The organism is Actinoplanes sp. CA-030573 (assembly GCF_050951115.1).
In the GTDB taxonomy this organism is placed as follows: Bacteria; Actinomycetota; Actinomycetes; order Mycobacteriales; family Micromonosporaceae; genus Actinoplanes.
Window position 1 is genome coordinate 7,093,835 of the sequence record NZ_CP192038.1, and the last position, 14,701, is coordinate 7,108,535.

13 protein-coding genes are annotated in these 14,701 nt (G+C 69.8%); 4 read left to right on the forward strand and 9 right to left on the reverse strand.

Translation table 11 applies throughout. From position 1 onward, the window contains the following. The first annotated feature begins 137 nt into the window (after positions 1 to 137). A complete protein-coding gene (locus tag ACQP2F_RS32585) occupies positions 138 to 611 on the forward strand; it encodes a hypothetical protein (RefSeq protein WP_433294238.1) in 474 nt (157 codons plus the stop codon). Here ACQP2F_RS32585 and ACQP2F_RS32590 read toward each other — a convergent pair. The 6 genes from ACQP2F_RS32590 to kdpF all read right to left on the reverse strand — a co-directional run bounded on the left by ACQP2F_RS32590 (position 574) and on the right by kdpF (position 8,642). Further along, positions 574 to 1,251 (reverse strand): response regulator, encoded by a 678-nt coding sequence (locus ACQP2F_RS32590; protein WP_433294240.1) that lies wholly within the window; start codon positions 1,249 to 1,251, stop codon positions 574 to 576. The genes ACQP2F_RS32585 and ACQP2F_RS32590 overlap by 38 nt on opposite strands. Continuing rightward, positions 1,248 to 3,731, reverse strand: a complete 2,484-nt coding sequence (locus tag ACQP2F_RS32595; RefSeq protein ID WP_433294242.1) for a DUF4118 domain-containing protein — start codon at positions 3,729 to 3,731, stop codon at positions 1,248 to 1,250. Before ACQP2F_RS32595 ends, ACQP2F_RS32590 begins: the two co-directional genes overlap by 4 nt. A gap of 184 nt (positions 3,732 to 3,915) precedes the next feature. Beyond that, positions 3,916 to 4,782, reverse strand: a complete 867-nt coding sequence (locus tag ACQP2F_RS32600) for a potassium-transporting ATPase subunit C (RefSeq protein WP_433294243.1) — start codon at positions 4,780 to 4,782, stop codon at positions 3,916 to 3,918. A 1-nt stretch (position 4,783) separates the two neighbouring features. Beyond that, a complete protein-coding gene (gene kdpB, locus ACQP2F_RS32605) occupies positions 4,784 to 6,907 on the reverse strand; it encodes a potassium-transporting ATPase subunit KdpB (protein ID WP_433294245.1) in 2,124 nt (707 codons plus the stop codon). Beyond that, positions 6,904 to 8,553 carry a potassium-transporting ATPase subunit KdpA gene (kdpA, locus tag ACQP2F_RS32610; RefSeq protein ID WP_433294247.1) on the reverse strand — a complete coding sequence of 550 codons (1,650 nt, stop codon included), beginning with the start codon at positions 8,551 to 8,553 and terminating at the stop codon, positions 6,904 to 6,906. The genes kdpB and kdpA overlap by 4 nt, the downstream gene beginning before the upstream one ends. After that, positions 8,553 to 8,642 carry a K(+)-transporting ATPase subunit F gene (gene kdpF, locus ACQP2F_RS32615; RefSeq protein ID WP_433294249.1) on the reverse strand — a complete coding sequence of 30 codons (90 nt, stop codon included), beginning with the start codon at positions 8,640 to 8,642 and terminating at the stop codon, positions 8,553 to 8,555. Before kdpF ends, kdpA begins: the two co-directional genes overlap by 1 nt. Before the next feature lie 331 nt (positions 8,643 to 8,973). On the opposite strand from kdpF, the gene ACQP2F_RS32620 reads away from it, so the two are divergent. Then, entirely contained in the window at positions 8,974 to 10,872 is a 1,899-nt protein-coding gene (locus tag ACQP2F_RS32620) for an amino acid transporter (RefSeq protein ID WP_433294251.1), read from the forward strand. Here the strand turns inward: ACQP2F_RS32620 and ACQP2F_RS32625 are convergent, their stop codons facing one another. From ACQP2F_RS32625 to ACQP2F_RS32635, 3 genes are read right to left on the reverse strand one after another with little or no spacing between them, the layout of a single operon-like run. Then, a complete protein-coding gene (locus tag ACQP2F_RS32625) occupies positions 10,873 to 11,394 on the reverse strand; it encodes a universal stress protein (RefSeq protein WP_433294253.1) in 522 nt (173 codons plus the stop codon). It lies immediately after the preceding gene. Continuing rightward, positions 11,387 to 11,707: a hypothetical protein gene (locus ACQP2F_RS32630; RefSeq protein ID WP_433294255.1), complete on the reverse strand. Its 321-nt coding sequence runs from the start codon at positions 11,705 to 11,707 to the stop codon at positions 11,387 to 11,389. Before ACQP2F_RS32630 ends, ACQP2F_RS32625 begins: the two co-directional genes overlap by 8 nt. Next, complete coding sequence (locus tag ACQP2F_RS32635) at positions 11,704 to 13,008, reverse strand: diaminopimelate decarboxylase family protein (RefSeq protein WP_433294257.1); 1,305 nt, start codon at positions 13,006 to 13,008, stop codon at positions 11,704 to 11,706. The genes ACQP2F_RS32630 and ACQP2F_RS32635 overlap by 4 nt, the downstream gene beginning before the upstream one ends. Positions 13,009 to 13,220: 212 nt before the next feature. Between ACQP2F_RS32635 and ACQP2F_RS32640 the strand changes: the two genes are divergently transcribed. Next, positions 13,221 to 13,544, forward strand: a complete 324-nt coding sequence (locus ACQP2F_RS32640; protein ID WP_433294259.1) for a hypothetical protein — start codon at positions 13,221 to 13,223, stop codon at positions 13,542 to 13,544. Positions 13,545 to 13,733: 189 nt separating this feature from the next. Beyond that, entirely contained in the window at positions 13,734 to 14,675 is a 942-nt protein-coding gene (locus ACQP2F_RS32645) for a catalase (protein WP_433294261.1), read from the forward strand. The last annotated feature ends 26 nt before the right edge of the window (positions 14,676 to 14,701 follow it).

Below are 14,701 nucleotides of genomic sequence, written 5' to 3' on the forward strand. Positions count from 1 at the left end.
CGTCAACGCGGCGTCAACATCGCCGGTCTGGGCGTCAACAGCGCGTGAACCGCTCTTGCCCACCCGGGGCGCACCGGTCTGGCATGGGTGCGAAGGATCCGGTGGAGGGCCGGAGCGCGACGCTGAGATGGTGGGCGATGTCGTACACCGATGACGATGCTCTGCCGCGTGCCGCGGTTGCTGTGGTGGCCGGCTACGGCGCCGTGATCGCGGCGGCGTTCATAGCGGCCGGTCTGCTGCCGGTGCATGACCTCGCCGCGCGCGCGTTGACCGTCGCGGTCGTGGCGACGGTGGCGGCGGCGCTGATCGAGGACTGGCGGGCGGCCGCCGGAGTGACGGTGTTCGCCGCGCTGGTGTTCGTCGGGTTCCTGGCTCATCGGTACGGTGTCCTCACCGGTGACGCGTCTGCGTGGTCCTATACGCCGGTCGTCGTTGCCGGGGCGGTGCTGGGCCGGGGACGCCGGTGGTGGCATGCGTGGCGGCGCGTTGCCGACCCGCAACCGCCCACCGGGCGACGCGTGATCGACGGTGTGATCGTGCCGGGCAGCCTGATCGACGATGCCGCCCTCTCGCTCAGGGTTGCAGACGGTAACCCATCCCCGGCTCGGTAAGCAGGTGCTGCGGGTGGGCCGGGTCGGTCTCCAGCTTGCGGCGCAGCCGGGCCAGGTATTGCCGTAGGTAGTTGCCCTCGCTGTGGTACTGCGGGCCCCACACGTCGTGCAGCAGGCTGGCGCGGCTGAGCAGCTTGCCGGGATGCCGGGCCATGTATTCGAGCAGTTCCCATTCGCGGGGGGTCAGGCGTACGTCGGTGTCGCCGCCGGTGACGGTGCGGGCGGTCAGATCGATCGTGTGCCGGCCGATGGTGAGCACCGGGCGGGACTCGTCGCCCGGCTGGGCCCGGCGGGTGACCGCGCGGATGCGGGCGAGCAGTTCGTCGACGCCGAACGGTTTGGTGACGTAGTCGTCGGCGCCCGCGTCGAGCGCGGCGACCTTGTCGGCGCTGGTGGCCCGGCCGGAGAGCACGATGATCGGCACGGCGGTCCAGCCGCGCAGGCCGCGGATGACGTCGGTGCCTTCCATGTCGGGCAGGCCGAGGTCGAGCACGACCAGGTCCGGGTGGTGGCGGGCCGCGGCGTGCAAGGCCGTCGCGCCGTCGGGGGCGGTGTCGACGTCGTACTGGCGGGCCCGCAGGTTGATGCGCAGGGCCCGCACGATCTGGGGTTCGTCGTCGACGACGAGCACCCGGGTCATGCGGTCGCGCCGACGGGCAGGGCGAGGATCATGGTGAGGCCTCCTCCGGGGGTTTCTTCGGGTGTGAGGGTGCCGCCCATCGCCTCGGTGAGGCCGCGGGACAGGGCGAGGCCGAGGCCGACGCCGGTGTGGTTGTCGCGATCGCCGAGGCGCTGGAAGGGCAGGAACACGTCGTCCCAGCGGTCGCGAGGGATGCCGGGGCCGTGGTCGATGACGCGCAGTTCGAGGGTGTCGCCGTGCCGGCTGGCAGTGATGACCGGCGGCCTGTCGGGCGGGCTGTAGCGCAGGGCGTTGCCGGCGAGGTTGACCAGGACCCGTTCGAGCAGGCCTGGGTCGGTGTGGACGGCGGGCAGTTCGTCGGGCAGCACGAGGCGGACACCACGGCCGTCGGCGCCGAGATCGTCGAGGGCCCGCGGAATGACCTCCTCCGCGCCGACGTCGATCGCCGTGACGCCGAGCGCGCCGGCCTGCAGGCGGCTCATGTCGAGCAGGTTGGCGACCAGCTTGTCGAGACGGTCGAGCGACTCGTCGGCGGTTTCCAGTAGTTCCCGCTGGTCGTCGGGGTCGAAGTCCACCTCGTCGCTGAGCAGCCCGGCCACTGCCGCTTTGGCGCTGGACAGCGGCGTACGTAAATCGTGGCTGACCGCGGCGAGCAGGGCGGTTCGCATCTTGTCGGCCTCGGCCAGCGGCTTGGCCGCGGCCGCCTCGGCGGCCAGCCGTTCCTGGCGCAGCGCCAGCGCGGCCTGGGCGGCGAACGCCTCGACGATGCGCCGGTCCGAGGCCTCCAGGGTGCGGCCCTTGAGCAGCACCGATACCTGGTCGTCGACTTTGACCGCCATGTCGGCCTCGGACTGCCGTGTGCACTCCGGGTGGCCGACCTGGGCGGCCACGGTGTCGCCGTCGAGCAGCGTCACCGAGTCCAGCGCGAAGGTTTCCCGCAGTCGGTCGAGCAGGGCGATCAGTGGTCGTTCGCCGCGCAGCACGCCGCCGGCGACCGTGGCCAGGGTCTGCGCGTCGGCCGAGGCCTGGGCGGCCTGGCGGGTCTTACGGGCGGCGGTGTCGACGACCCAGCTGACCGCGAGCGCGACGACGACGAAGATGGCCAGGGCCAGCAGGTTGTCGGTCTCGGCGATCGTGAACCGGCCGATCGGCGGCGTGAAGTAGTAGTTGAGCAGCAACGAGCCGGCGACCGCCGCGAGCAGGGCGGGGCCGAGGCCGCCGATCAGGGCGACGCCGACTACACCGGCCAAGAACAGCAGGATGTCGTTGGTCAGCGTGAGCGACGGCCCGAGCTTGAGCAGTGCCGTCAGTAATGGCAGGCCGGCCAGGACGGTGATGAACCCGGCGATGCGCCGGCTGCGGGACAGGGCGGCCGGGAGACGGGCGCGCCGTCGGCCCTGCCCGGCGCGTTCGTGGGTGACCAGGTGCACGTCGATCGGCCCGGACAGGGCGGTGGTGGTGACGCCGACACCGGCGGCGAACAGCTGGGCGAGTTTGCCGCGGCTGGAGGCGCCGAGCACGATCTGGGTGGCGTTGACCGCCTGCGCGAAGTCGAGCAACGCGCGCGGCACGTCGGCGCCGACGACCTGGTGGTAGGTGCCGCCGAGACTCTCCACCAGCACCCGCTGCCGGGCCAGCTCGGCGGGGTCGGCGCCCGCGAGGCCGTCATTGCGGGTGACGTGGACGGCGAGCAGGTCGGAGCCTTTGTCGCGGGCGGCGATCCGCGCGGCCCGCCGGATCAGCGTGCTGCCTTCCGGGCCGCCGGTCAGGGCGACCACGATGCGTTCCCGGGTTTCCCAGGTCTGGTTGATGCCGTGGTCGGCCCGGTATTTCTCGAGTTGGTCCTCGACCTTGTCGGCCAGCCAGAGCAGGGCGAGTTCGCGCAGGGCGGTGAGGTTGCCGGTGCGGAAGTAGTTGCCGAGGGCAGCGTCGATCTTCTCGGGCTGGTAGATGTTGCCGTGGGCCATGCGGCGGCGCAGCGCCTCGGGGGTCATGTCGACCAGTTCGACCTGCTCGGCTGCTCGCACGACGGCGTCGGGGACGGTCTCGCGCTGCTCGATGCCGGTAATTTGCGTGACGACGTCGTTGAGTGACTCCAGGTGCTGGACGTTGACGGTGGTGAGCACGCTGATGCCGGCGTCGAGCAGCTCCTGCACGTCTTCCCAGCGTTTGGTGTGCCGGGAGTCGGGGACGTTGGTGTGGGCGTACTCGTCGACGACGGCCAGTTCGGGTTTGCGGGCCAGGATCGCGTCGAGGTCCATCTCCTGCATTGTGACGCCCCGGTAGACCATCGACCGGCGCGGCAGGATTTCGAGGTCGGCGAGCATCGCGGCGGTGTGTTTGCGGCCGTGGGTCTCGACCAGAGCAACGACCACGTCGGTGCCGCGCTCGGCGCGGCGGTGAGCCTCCTCGAGCATGGCGTACGTCTTGCCGACGCCCGGCGCGGCGCCCAGGTAGATCCGCAGTTCACCACGTGCCATCTTCGCGCCGCGCCTCCTTGTCGTTGATCGTTCCTGGCCGGGGGCCCGGCCACCTCCCGCCCCCCCCACCCCGGCACTGGGTGGGGATCAGTGAAGCGGCCGGAACCGACGAATTTCGGCGGCTGTCCACAGTTCCCGGCGGCTGTCCACAGTCGGATTGTTTACCGCCCCTGGCCGACCCGGGTCAGTTCTCGCCGTCCAGGGCCAGGTTCAGCTCGAGGACGTCGACGGCCGGTTCGCCCATGAAACCGAGAGCGCGCCCGTCGGTGTACTTCTTGATCAACGCGTGGACCTGATCGAGGGTCAGGCCGCGCTCGCGGGCGATCCGGGGCGCCTGCAGGTTCGCGTAGGCGGGGCTGATGTCGGGGTCGAGGCCGCTGCCGCTGGCGGTGACCGCGTCGGCGGGGACGGCCGCGTGCGCGGGCGCGTTCCCGCGGATCGGCGTGATGATGCCGCCGTCGGCGACGTAGTCCTCGCCCGCCTTGGCCGGCTGCACGGGTACGCCGTCGTAGGTGGCCAGGAACGGCGTGCCGGTCTGGTTGACCGACACCACCCGGGTCACCGGGCCGGTCAGCCCGTCGCGGCGCCACACCGCGAGGACCGCACCGACGCCGTCGGAGGTGCAGAACGGTCGCGAGCCGTCCACACCTTCCAGCTTGCCGATCGCCAGGCTGCGCGAGCAGACCTGGGTGAGCAGGCTCGGCTTGGAGTCCTTGGCGTCGGGCGCGATGGTGTCGACGACGCTTTCCGGGCCGAGGTTGCTCGCCGCGGTGGCGGTCGGGTCGTAGCCGTCGCCGGCCGCCGAGGGGCGACTCTGGAAGTACTTGGGGATCGGGTTGCCGTCCTTGTCGGTGAACGCCTGCCCGATCAGGCTGCTGCCGACGGTCGTGTCACCGACGGTGACCATCGAGCCAGCGGCTTTGTGGTCGAGTCCGGGGATCTTGCCGATCGCGACGAGGGCGAGGGGGTAGGCGAGTCCGAGCAGGACGGTCATGACGAGCAGGGCGCGCAGCGCCGCCAGGTGCTGGCTGAGCCAGGAAGGAAGTCGCATGTCAGATCCCCGGGATGAACTGGATGAGCAGGTCGATGAGCTTGATGCCGAGGAACGGGACGATCACGCCGCCCAGGCCGTAGATCCACAGGTTGCGGCGCAGCAGCGCGCTCGCACTCGACGGTGTGTACCGCACACCGCGCAGGGCCAGCGGGATCAGCGCGATGATGACCAGGGCGTTGAAGATGACCGCGGACAGGATCGCCGAGCCGGGCGAGTGCAGCCGCATGATGTTCAGCTTGTCGAGGCCGGGATAGACCGCGGCGAACATGGCCGGGATGATCGCGAAGTACTTGGCGATGTCGTTGGTGATCGAGAACGTGGTCAGCGCGCCGCGGGTGATCAGCAACTGCTTGCCGATCTCCACGATCTCGATCAGCTTGGTCGGGTCGGAGTCGAGGTCGACCATGTTGCCGGCCTCCTTGGCCGCCGACGTGCCGGTGTTCATCGCGACCCCGACGTCGGCCTGGGCCAGCGCCGGGGCGTCGTTGGTGCCGTCGCCGGTCATCGCGACCAGCCGGCCGCCCTCCTGCTCCCGCTTGATGTAGGCGAGCTTGTCCTCCGGCGTGGCCTCGGCCAGAAAGTCGTCGACGCCCGCTTCCGCGGCGATCGCGGCGGCGGTACGCGGGTTGTCGCCGGTGATCATGACGGTGCGGATGCCCATCTTGCGCATCTCGTCGAACCGGGCCTTCATGCCCTGCTTGACGACGTCCTTGAGATGGATGACCCCGAGGGCGCGGGCCGGCTGCCCGGCGACGTGCTCGGCGACGACCAGCGGGGTGCCGCCGGTGCCGCTGATCGTGTCGACGATCTCGCCCACCTCGTCGGTCGGGTGGCCGCCGTTGTCGCGGACCCACTTCATCACCGCGGTCGCGGCACCCTTACGGATCTCGCGGCCGGCGACGTCGACGCCGCTCATCCGGGTCTGAGCGGTGAACGGCACGAACGTGGCGTCGCTCATCAGACCGGGTTCGCGTTCCCGCAACCCGAAGTCGTTCTTGGCCAGCACCACGACCGACCGTCCCTCGGGCGTCTCGTCGGCGAGACTGGACAACTGCGCGGCGTCAGCCAGCGTGGCGGCAGTGACGCCGTCGACCGGGACGAATTCCGAGGCCTGCCGGTTGCCGAGAGTGATGGTGCCGGTCTTGTCGAGCAGCAGCGTGTTGACGTCGCCGGCCGCCTCGACCGCGCGGCCGGACATGGCGAGCACGTTGCGCTGCACCAGGCGGTCCATGCCGGCGATGCCGATCGCGCTCAGCAGCGCGCCGATCGTGGTCGGGATCAGGCAGACCAGCAGCGAGACCAGCACGATGCCGGTGACACCGTGGGCGTTGATCGCGGTCGTGTCGGGCGCGGCCGCGTTGTACGCCTTGGAGAAAATCGCCAGAGGCTGCAGCGTGACGACCGACAGCAGGAAGATGATCGTGAGTGCGGCGAGCAGGATGTTGAGCGCGATCTCGTTCGGTGTCTTCTGCCGGTTGGCCCCTTCGACCAGGGCGATCATGCGGTCGATGAAGCTCTCGCCGGGCTTCTGGGTGATCCGCACGACGATCCGGTCGGAGAGCACCCGGGTGCCGCCGGTGACCGCGGACCGGTCGCCTCCCGACTCGCGGATGACCGGGGCCGACTCGCCGGTGATGGCCGATTCGTCGACGCTGGCGATGCCCTCGATGACGTCGCCGTCCCCGGGGATGATCTCGCCCGCCTCGACGACCACGACGTCGCCCCGCTGAAGCTCCGGCGCGGCGACCGTCCGGCCGTCCTGCAGCCGGGCCATGGTGTCGGTCTTGGCCGACCGCAGCGCCGCCGCCTGGGCCTTGCCGCGACCCTCGGCCACCGCCTCGGCCAGGTTGGCGAACACGACGGTCAGCCACAGCCAGACGGTGATGATCCAGGCGAGGGTCGACGGGGAGGTGATCGAGAGGATCGTGGTGAAGACGGCGCCGATCTCGACGATGAACATGACCGGGTTACGCCACAGCGTGCGCGGGTCGAGCTTGCGGGCTGCGTCAGGCAGGGAATGCCATAGCTGCTTGGGGTCGAGCAATCCTCCGCCGACGCGACGGTTCGCGGGCGAGGCCGGCTGGGGCGATGTCTCGGGTTTTTCCAGGGTTGGGGTGGTCATGAGGTGAAGCCCTCCGCGAGCGGTCCCAGAGCGAGTGCGGGGAAGTAGGTGAGTGCGACCACGACGACGGTGACGCCGACGGTCATGCCGACGAACAGGGGTTTGTAGGTGGGTAGCGTGCCTTCGGATTCGGGCACCGGTTGCTGCTTGGCGAGCGAGCCGGCCAGGGCGAGGACCAGGATCAGCGGCAGGAAGCGGCCGATCAGCATGGCCAGGCCCGTCGCGACGTCCCACCAGTGGGTGTTGACGGTGATGCCGGCGAAGGCGGAACCGTTGTTGTTGGCGGCGCTCGTGAACGCGTACAGGACCTCGGAGAGGCCGTGCGGCCCGGTGTTGAGCGCCGTGCTGTTGTTGCCGGTGGCGAAGGCCGCCGCGGTGCCGATCAGCACGAGGGCCGGGGTGGCCAGCAGGTACAGCGAGGCGATCTTCATTTCCCGGGCGCCGATCTTCTTGCCCAGATATTCCGGGGTACGCCCGACCATCAGCCCGGCCACGAACACGGTGATCACCGCCAGCACGAGCAGGCCGTAGAGGCCGGAGCCGGTGCCACCGGGGGCGACTTCACCGAGCATCATGTTGATCATCGGCATCATGCCGCCGAGGGACGTGTACGAGTCGTGGAAGCTGTCCACGGCACCGGTCGACGTCAACGTGGTCGCGGAGGCGAAGCTGGCCGAGTTCGGAATACCGAACCGCACTTCCTTGCCCTCCATCGCGGCCCCGACCGCCTGCGGGACGGTTCCACTGCCGTGCACCTCGAGCCCGACCGTGAGCGCGACGCTGGCCAGGGCGAGGATCGCCATGATGGCGAGGATCGCGTAGCCCTGCCGGTTCTGTCCGACCATCCGGCCGAAGACGCGGGGCAGGCTGAACGGGATCAGCAGGATCAGGAAGATCTCCAGCCAGTTGGTCCAGCTGGTGGGGTTCTCGAACGGGTGGGCCGAGTTGGCGTTGTAGAAGCCGCCGCCGTTGGTCCCCAGCTCCTTGATCACTTCCTGGGAGGCGACCGGGCCGCCGGTGAGGTGCTGCGTCGCACCGGTCAGCGTGGTGGCGTCGACCCCGCCGGAGAGGTTCTGCACCATGCCGCCGACCATGAAGATGATCGCGAACAGGACGCTGAGCGGCAGCAGGATACGCAGGGTGATGCGGGTCAGGTCGACCCAGAAGTTGCCCAGCGTGCCGTTCTTGCGGGCGGCGAACCCGCGCACCAGGGCGACCGCGACGGCGATGCCGACCGCCGCGGAGACGAAGTTCTGTACGGCCAGGCCGGCCATCTGCACCAGATGGCCGAGGGCCGACTCACCCGAGTAGGCCTGCCAGTTGGTGTTGGTGACGAAGCTGACCGCGGTGTTCCAGGCGACGTGGGTCGCCATCTTCGGCATACCCAGCGCCAGCCACAGTTTGTCCTGCACGCGCAGGAACAGATAGAGGAACAGGATCGAGACGGCCGAGAACGCGAGCACGCTGCGGGCGTACACGCCCCAGGTCTGCTCGGCCGCGGGGTCGACGCCGACCAGCCGGTAGACACCGCGCTCGACGGCGCTGTTCCGTTTCCCGGACACGACCTTGTACATGTAGTCACCCAGCGGCCGGTAACAAACCGCCAAAGCGAGGATCAGGGTGAGGACGAACAGCCAGCCGGCCATCAGAACTTCTCCGGAAACAAGAGAGCGGCGACGAGGAACACGGCGAGGAGGACGGCGACGAGGCCGCCGACCAGGTTGACGGCGCTCACCAGCGCTCGACCGCCCGGATCAGCACGGTCAGCGCTGCGAACAGCACCACCGTGAGCAGAACGAAGCCGAGATCAGCCACGGGAGAACTCCTTGACGAGGATCAGTGCAGAAGGTTGCGCCTAGAGATTCGACGACCGGGCGGGCGTACGTCATGGGTGTTCACACGTTGCGTACGCCGGGACCCGATTCCTATACGCCTTGTTAACGCTGCTGCGACCCAGGTCACCTTTCCGGACGCGGTCGCTGCTCTTACACCGTCCGGCGTTTTTTTGACGCGTTATTGACGCGCGACGCCTTCGGCTGTCTCGAAGCCGGTGAAACGATCGGCCGGTGACCGCAACCGACCTCCGCACGTGGCTGCTCTCCGGGCTCAACGAGACCGCACAGCATCACGACGGCCCGCACGGGCAGCCCGGGGAGAAGCCGCACGCGTGGTGGAAGGTCATGTGCCTGACCGGCCTCGACTACTTCTCCACCCTCGGCTACCAGCCCGGCATCGCGGCGCTCGCCGCTGGGGTCCTCTCCCCCATCGCCACGCTGGTGCTGGTCATGGTGACCCTGCTGGGCGCCCTGCCGGTCTACCGGCGGGTCGCGGTCGACAGCCCGAACGGCGAAGGTTCGATCGCGATGCTGGTCAAGCTGCTCTCGTTCTGGAAGGGCAAACTGTTCGTCCTGGTGCTGCTGGGGTTCGCGGCGACCGACTTCATCATCACGATCACCCTGTCGGCGGCCGACGCGACCGCCCACGTCGAGGAGAACCCGTACTGGCCGTTCAAGGGTCACGTCGTCATCGTCACGCTGGTGTTGGTCGCGCTGCTCGGCGCGGTGTTCCTGAAGGGCTTCACCGAGGCGATCGGCATCGCGGTCGGGCTGGTGGGTGTCTACCTCGCGCTCAATGTGGTGGTGGTCGTGGACGGCTGGTGGCGGGTGATCACCCACCCGCATCTGGTCGGCGACTGGACCAGCGCACTGACCACCTCACACGGCAATCCCGCAATGGTTATCGGCATCGCGCTGCTGGTCTTCCCCAAGCTGGCGCTGGGCCTGTCCGGGTTCGAGACCGGCGTGGCCGTCATGCCCCACATCAAAGGCGACCTCCCGGCCCGCATCAAGGGCGCGAAACAGCTGTTGACCACGGCGGCCGGCATCATGAGCGTCTTCCTGATCTCCAGCAGCGTCGTCGCGACCGTCCTGATCCCCCAGCAGGCGTTCGAACCGGGCGGTCCGGCCAACGGGCGGGCCCTGGCCTATCTGGCCCACGAGAATCTCGGTGGGGTGTTCGGCACCGTTTACGACATCTCGACGATCCTGATCCTCTGGTTCGCCGGCGCGTCGGCCATGGCCGGTCTGCTCAACCTGGTGCCGCGCTACCTGCCCCGGTTCGGCATGGCGCCCAGCTGGGCGCGGGCGGTGCGGCCCATGGTGCTCGTCTTCACCGGTACAGCGTTGCTCATCACGATCATCTTCCGGGCCAACGTCGACGCGCAGGGCGGCGCGTACGCCACCGGCGTTCTGGTGTTGATCACCTCGGCCGCGACCGCGGTCACCCTGTCCTGCCGCCGCCGGCGGCAGCGGGGCCGGATGATCGCGTTCGGCATCGTCTCGCTGATCTTCGTCTACACCACGATCGCGAACGTCGCCGAACGGCCGGACGGCGTGAAGATCGCGGCCTGCTTCATCGCCGCCATCCTGGTCGTCTCCTTCCTGTCACGGCTCCGCCGGGCCTTCGAGCTGCGGGTGACCACCATCGACGCCGACAAGGTGGCGCAGGGCTTCCTGCGCGAATGCGGCCGGCGGCAGATCCGCCTGGTAGCCAACGAGCCCGACCAGCGCGACGCCCGCGAATACAGCGACAAGATCGCTCAGATCCTGGCCGACAACGACATGGCCGACGACCGCGACGTCATCTTCGTCGAGGTCACCGTCCAAGACGCCTCCGACTTCGAGACCGACCTGCACGTACGGGGTGAAGTGATGCACCACCGCTACCGGGTGCTCAGCGTGGTCGGCTCCTCGGTACCCAGCGCCCTCGCCGCGCTGCTGCTGTGGATCCGCGACACCACCCACAAACGGCCCCACGTCTACTTCGAGTGGACCGAGGGCAGCCCGGTCGCCAACTTCGCCCGCTACCTCATCTTCGGCCAGGGCGAGGTCGCCCCGGTCACCCGCGAAATGATCCGCCAGGCCGAACCGGACCGCAGCCGCCGCCCGCACGTGCACGTCGGCTGACTACGGGCGGCCGCGGGTCGGGCCGGTCCGGCTCAGCTCGGCGGCGGCCTCCCGGGCGATCCGCCGCGCCGAGAACCGGCCCGTCCGGGCCAGATCCGGGGCCGGGACAACGATCACCGGGCAGCCGGCCCCGCGGACACAGCGGCGTACCGTGCCCCCTGACCACCAACGCCTGGCGGCGGCGCCCACGACCAGCAGGTCGCCTCCGTCGGTGAGGTAGTGGTGCAACGCGACGTCGGTACGCCCGGACGGGGTCCGGACGATCACGCCGAGATCGCGTACGGCATGCCCGGTCGCGGCCCGGAAGCAGTCATCGACGTAGCGGCGCGCTTCGGCGGCTATCGCCCGCTCCCATTCGGCGCTCGGCTGCGCCCGCGGCCCGACCTCCAGCCGCCAGACCCGGACCGCCCATAACGGCACGGAACGCCGATGCGCCAGGTCGAGGGCGAATCGCAGGGCCGCCAGACCGGCCAGTGACTGCGACACCCCGACAACCACTTTGCGTTCGGTGTCCTCACCCACGGCGTACTCCCACGGGTTCGACGCTCGCCCGGCGGATCGCGTCGGCGAGTTCGCCGACGCCGTCGACGGCCATCCGGGCGCTGATGATGATCACTCGCATTGCCTCGGCGAGCTCGGCCGCCTCGGACGGGCTCACGTCGCACCCTGGGTAAAGAACGACGACGCCGGGACGCCAGCGGCGGATCTCGGTGGCGAGCTGGTGGACGCCGACCGGGGCGACACCGATGACGGATCGCTCCAGCGCCTGGTAGAGCCGGTCGGCCTGACCGGGGCCGGCGCCGGCGACGAGAACCGGCCGCTGTCGGCCGTTCATCGGGACACCTCGGAGGTGAGAAGGCTCTGCGCGGATCGCCCAGCAACCAGGACCTGCCGTCGGCCGTTCGCCACCGCGAGCATCGGTGGCCACCCGCCGAGCCGACGGTCGCATACCTGGCTCTGGTGATAGGCGCCGGTCGAGGCCACGGCGATCACATCGCCGGCCGCGACGTCGCGGGGCACCTGCATCCTGTGCACCACCGTCTCGTCGGCCTCCCGGTGCCGGCCGACCACGGTGGCCGGGCCAGTCGCGGCGGCCGTCTGCCGGTTGGCCAGCAGGGCCGTGTGCCGGCTCTCGCACAGCGCCCGCGGCCGGCAGTCGGTCAGCCCGCCGTGCACCGAAACGACCAGACGCCCGTCGACCGACGGACTCACCTCGGCCACCCGGTAGAGGGTGACCCCGGCCTGCGCGACCAGCGCCCGCCCGGGCGCCACCGACAGCCGCGGCACCGCAATGCGGTACCGCTCGGCGTGCAGCCGTACCAGCGCACGGATCCGGGCCGCGAACGCCCGGACCGCGAAACCATTGTCGCCGGGCGCGTACGCAACCGCATGGCCCCCGCCCAGCTCGATCCGAGGGACCGGCACCCGGTGGCGCGCCGCGATCACCGCGGCGGACGCGAGCACCTCGCGCACGACCGCCTCGTAGCGGCCGAAACGGCTGATCTCGTGGCCGGCCGGGCAGTCCAGGCCCTCGAACACCAGATTCGGAGCCGCGAGCACGGTTCGTACCGCGGCGAGCGCCGGCCCCGAACCGAGCCGGAATCCGTAACCGCGCGCGGACCCGGCCGGCAGCACCCGCACGAGAACCCGTTGACCGGCCGGCGCGTTGGCCGCCACGGCGGCCAGTTCGGCCGCGTTCCCGACGACCACGACCGCGCCGCAGCCGTACGCGGCCTCGCAGTCCTCGAATGACTTGCCGCCGCCGGACAGGGTGACGCGGTCGCCCGGGAACCCGGCCGCGGTCGCCAGCCGTACATCGCCGCCGGAACGCACCACACAGCCCACGCCGGAGCCGGCGATGATCCGGGCGAGGCCGAAACTCAGCCCCGCCTGGCCGGCGTAGGCGACCCCGTCAGCGCCGAACGCCTCGACGTACCCGGCGCACCGGCTCTCGACGTCACGGCGGTCGAGCACATACACCGGGCTGTCCCCGGCGGCGGTCAACTCGGTAACCCCGCAGCCGCCGATCGACAACTCGCCGTCGGCGTTCCAACGGGCGGTGCACGGCCAGACGGCCGGATCCAGAGCAGGGCGCAGGGAAGTCCGCAGGGAGGGGATGATGTCGGTGAGCGTCATGACGACCTGCCGGTTTGAACTGAAGCCATGACCGAACCGTGCGCCCCGCCCGGCTCACTCGCCAGGGCTGAATACACCCTGTTCACGCCGGCGGGGCCGTTGTTGACGGCCCGAATACGGGCCCGTGAACGCAGTGTCAACATCTCCCGATCCGGCGCTAACGGTCTGTCAACGAGGCCAGGCACCAGGGCCGTCCGCGCGACCCTCGAACCATGACGACTACCGTGACCCGGCCCGCGGCCCCGACGATGTGGGATCCCGACGCCGACGAGATCGCACACGAGGCCCTGGTGTCCATCCGGCTGGCCCCGACCGCCGCCGGGCAGCAACTGCTGGAGCACCTGCGCTCCCAGCCCGGAGTCGTCAACGCCTGGTGGATCGCCGCCGACATCGACGCCATGGTACTGCTGCGCTGCCCCAGCATGCCGCTGCTGCACCAGGCGATCACCGACCTGCGGCTGCGGGGCGGCGCCGAAACCACCGACGTCCACTCGATCCTGCGCCCCATCAACCTCCGCGCCGTCGGAAGCTGTTGACGCTCAGCCGAACTACGTCGAGCGAGCGGGGCCGCCGAATGGGGCCTGCGGGCCGCCATCGCGGCCGCCGAATGCGGGTTGCGCGACTCGCCCGCGCTGTATGCAGTCGACCGACCGATACCTCAGCCGTCACTTTCGTTCGTAGCTTGCCTTATCGCGACCGATGGCAACCGATGGAGGCGCTAGGCGATGACGACGCAAAAGGTGGCTGCACAGACGGACATCCAGTCAGGAGCGGCCGAGCTGCCCGCCCGCCTGGTCGAAGATCTGCACGGCGCGTTCGGGCGCCATCACGCAAGAGCGGTGCACGCGAAGGGAACTATCCTGCGGGGACGATTCCGTCCGCACGCTGCGGCGTCGACCCTGAGCGAGGCGGCGATCTTCATCGGGTCTGATGTTCCCGTCGTTGCGCGGGTATCGGACTTCACGGGGCTACCCGACATCCCGGACGCGGCAGCAGAGGCCAACCCCCGTGGACTCGCGGTAAGGTTCTCGCCGCTGGCGGGGGCCGAGGTGGACGTCGTCAGCCACAGTTACGACGGTTTTCCGGTAGCGACCGCAGCCGAGTTCTCGCTGCTGTTGCGAGCCATCGCAGCGCATGGACACGGCGACGACGGGCTTCTCACCGCGTTCTTCGAGACCCATCCCGTGGCGAAGACCTTCCTCACGACGCAGAAGCCCGCCCCCCGCAGCTATGCGACGCTGACCTACTTCGGCGTCAACGCCTTCACCTTCACCAATGCCGCCGGTGTGGTCCGTCACGTCCGGTACCGCTTCGTGCCTGAGGCGGGTGAAGACCTGCTCGACGATGAAGAGCTGGCCGCCAGCGGCCCGGATTACCTGCAGCGGGAGATCAAAGCGCGAGTCGCGGCCAACCCGGTGGCGTTCACCTGGTTCGCCCAGTTGGCCGAAGCCGGTGACGACATCGAGGACCCGTCGAGCGCCTGGCCGCAGTCACGCGAGCTCGTTCGGCTGGGACGCATCGAACTGGACGCGATGGCCGATGACCCGGACACCGATCGTGCACTGATGTTCCGGCCCGCGACCGACGTGGCGGGCATCCGGTTCGCCGATCCGATGCTGGCGACTCGCGCTGCCGCCTATCCGATCTCCTTCGCGGAGCGGCAGTAGCCGCGGCGACTCGATAGGAGGTCGCG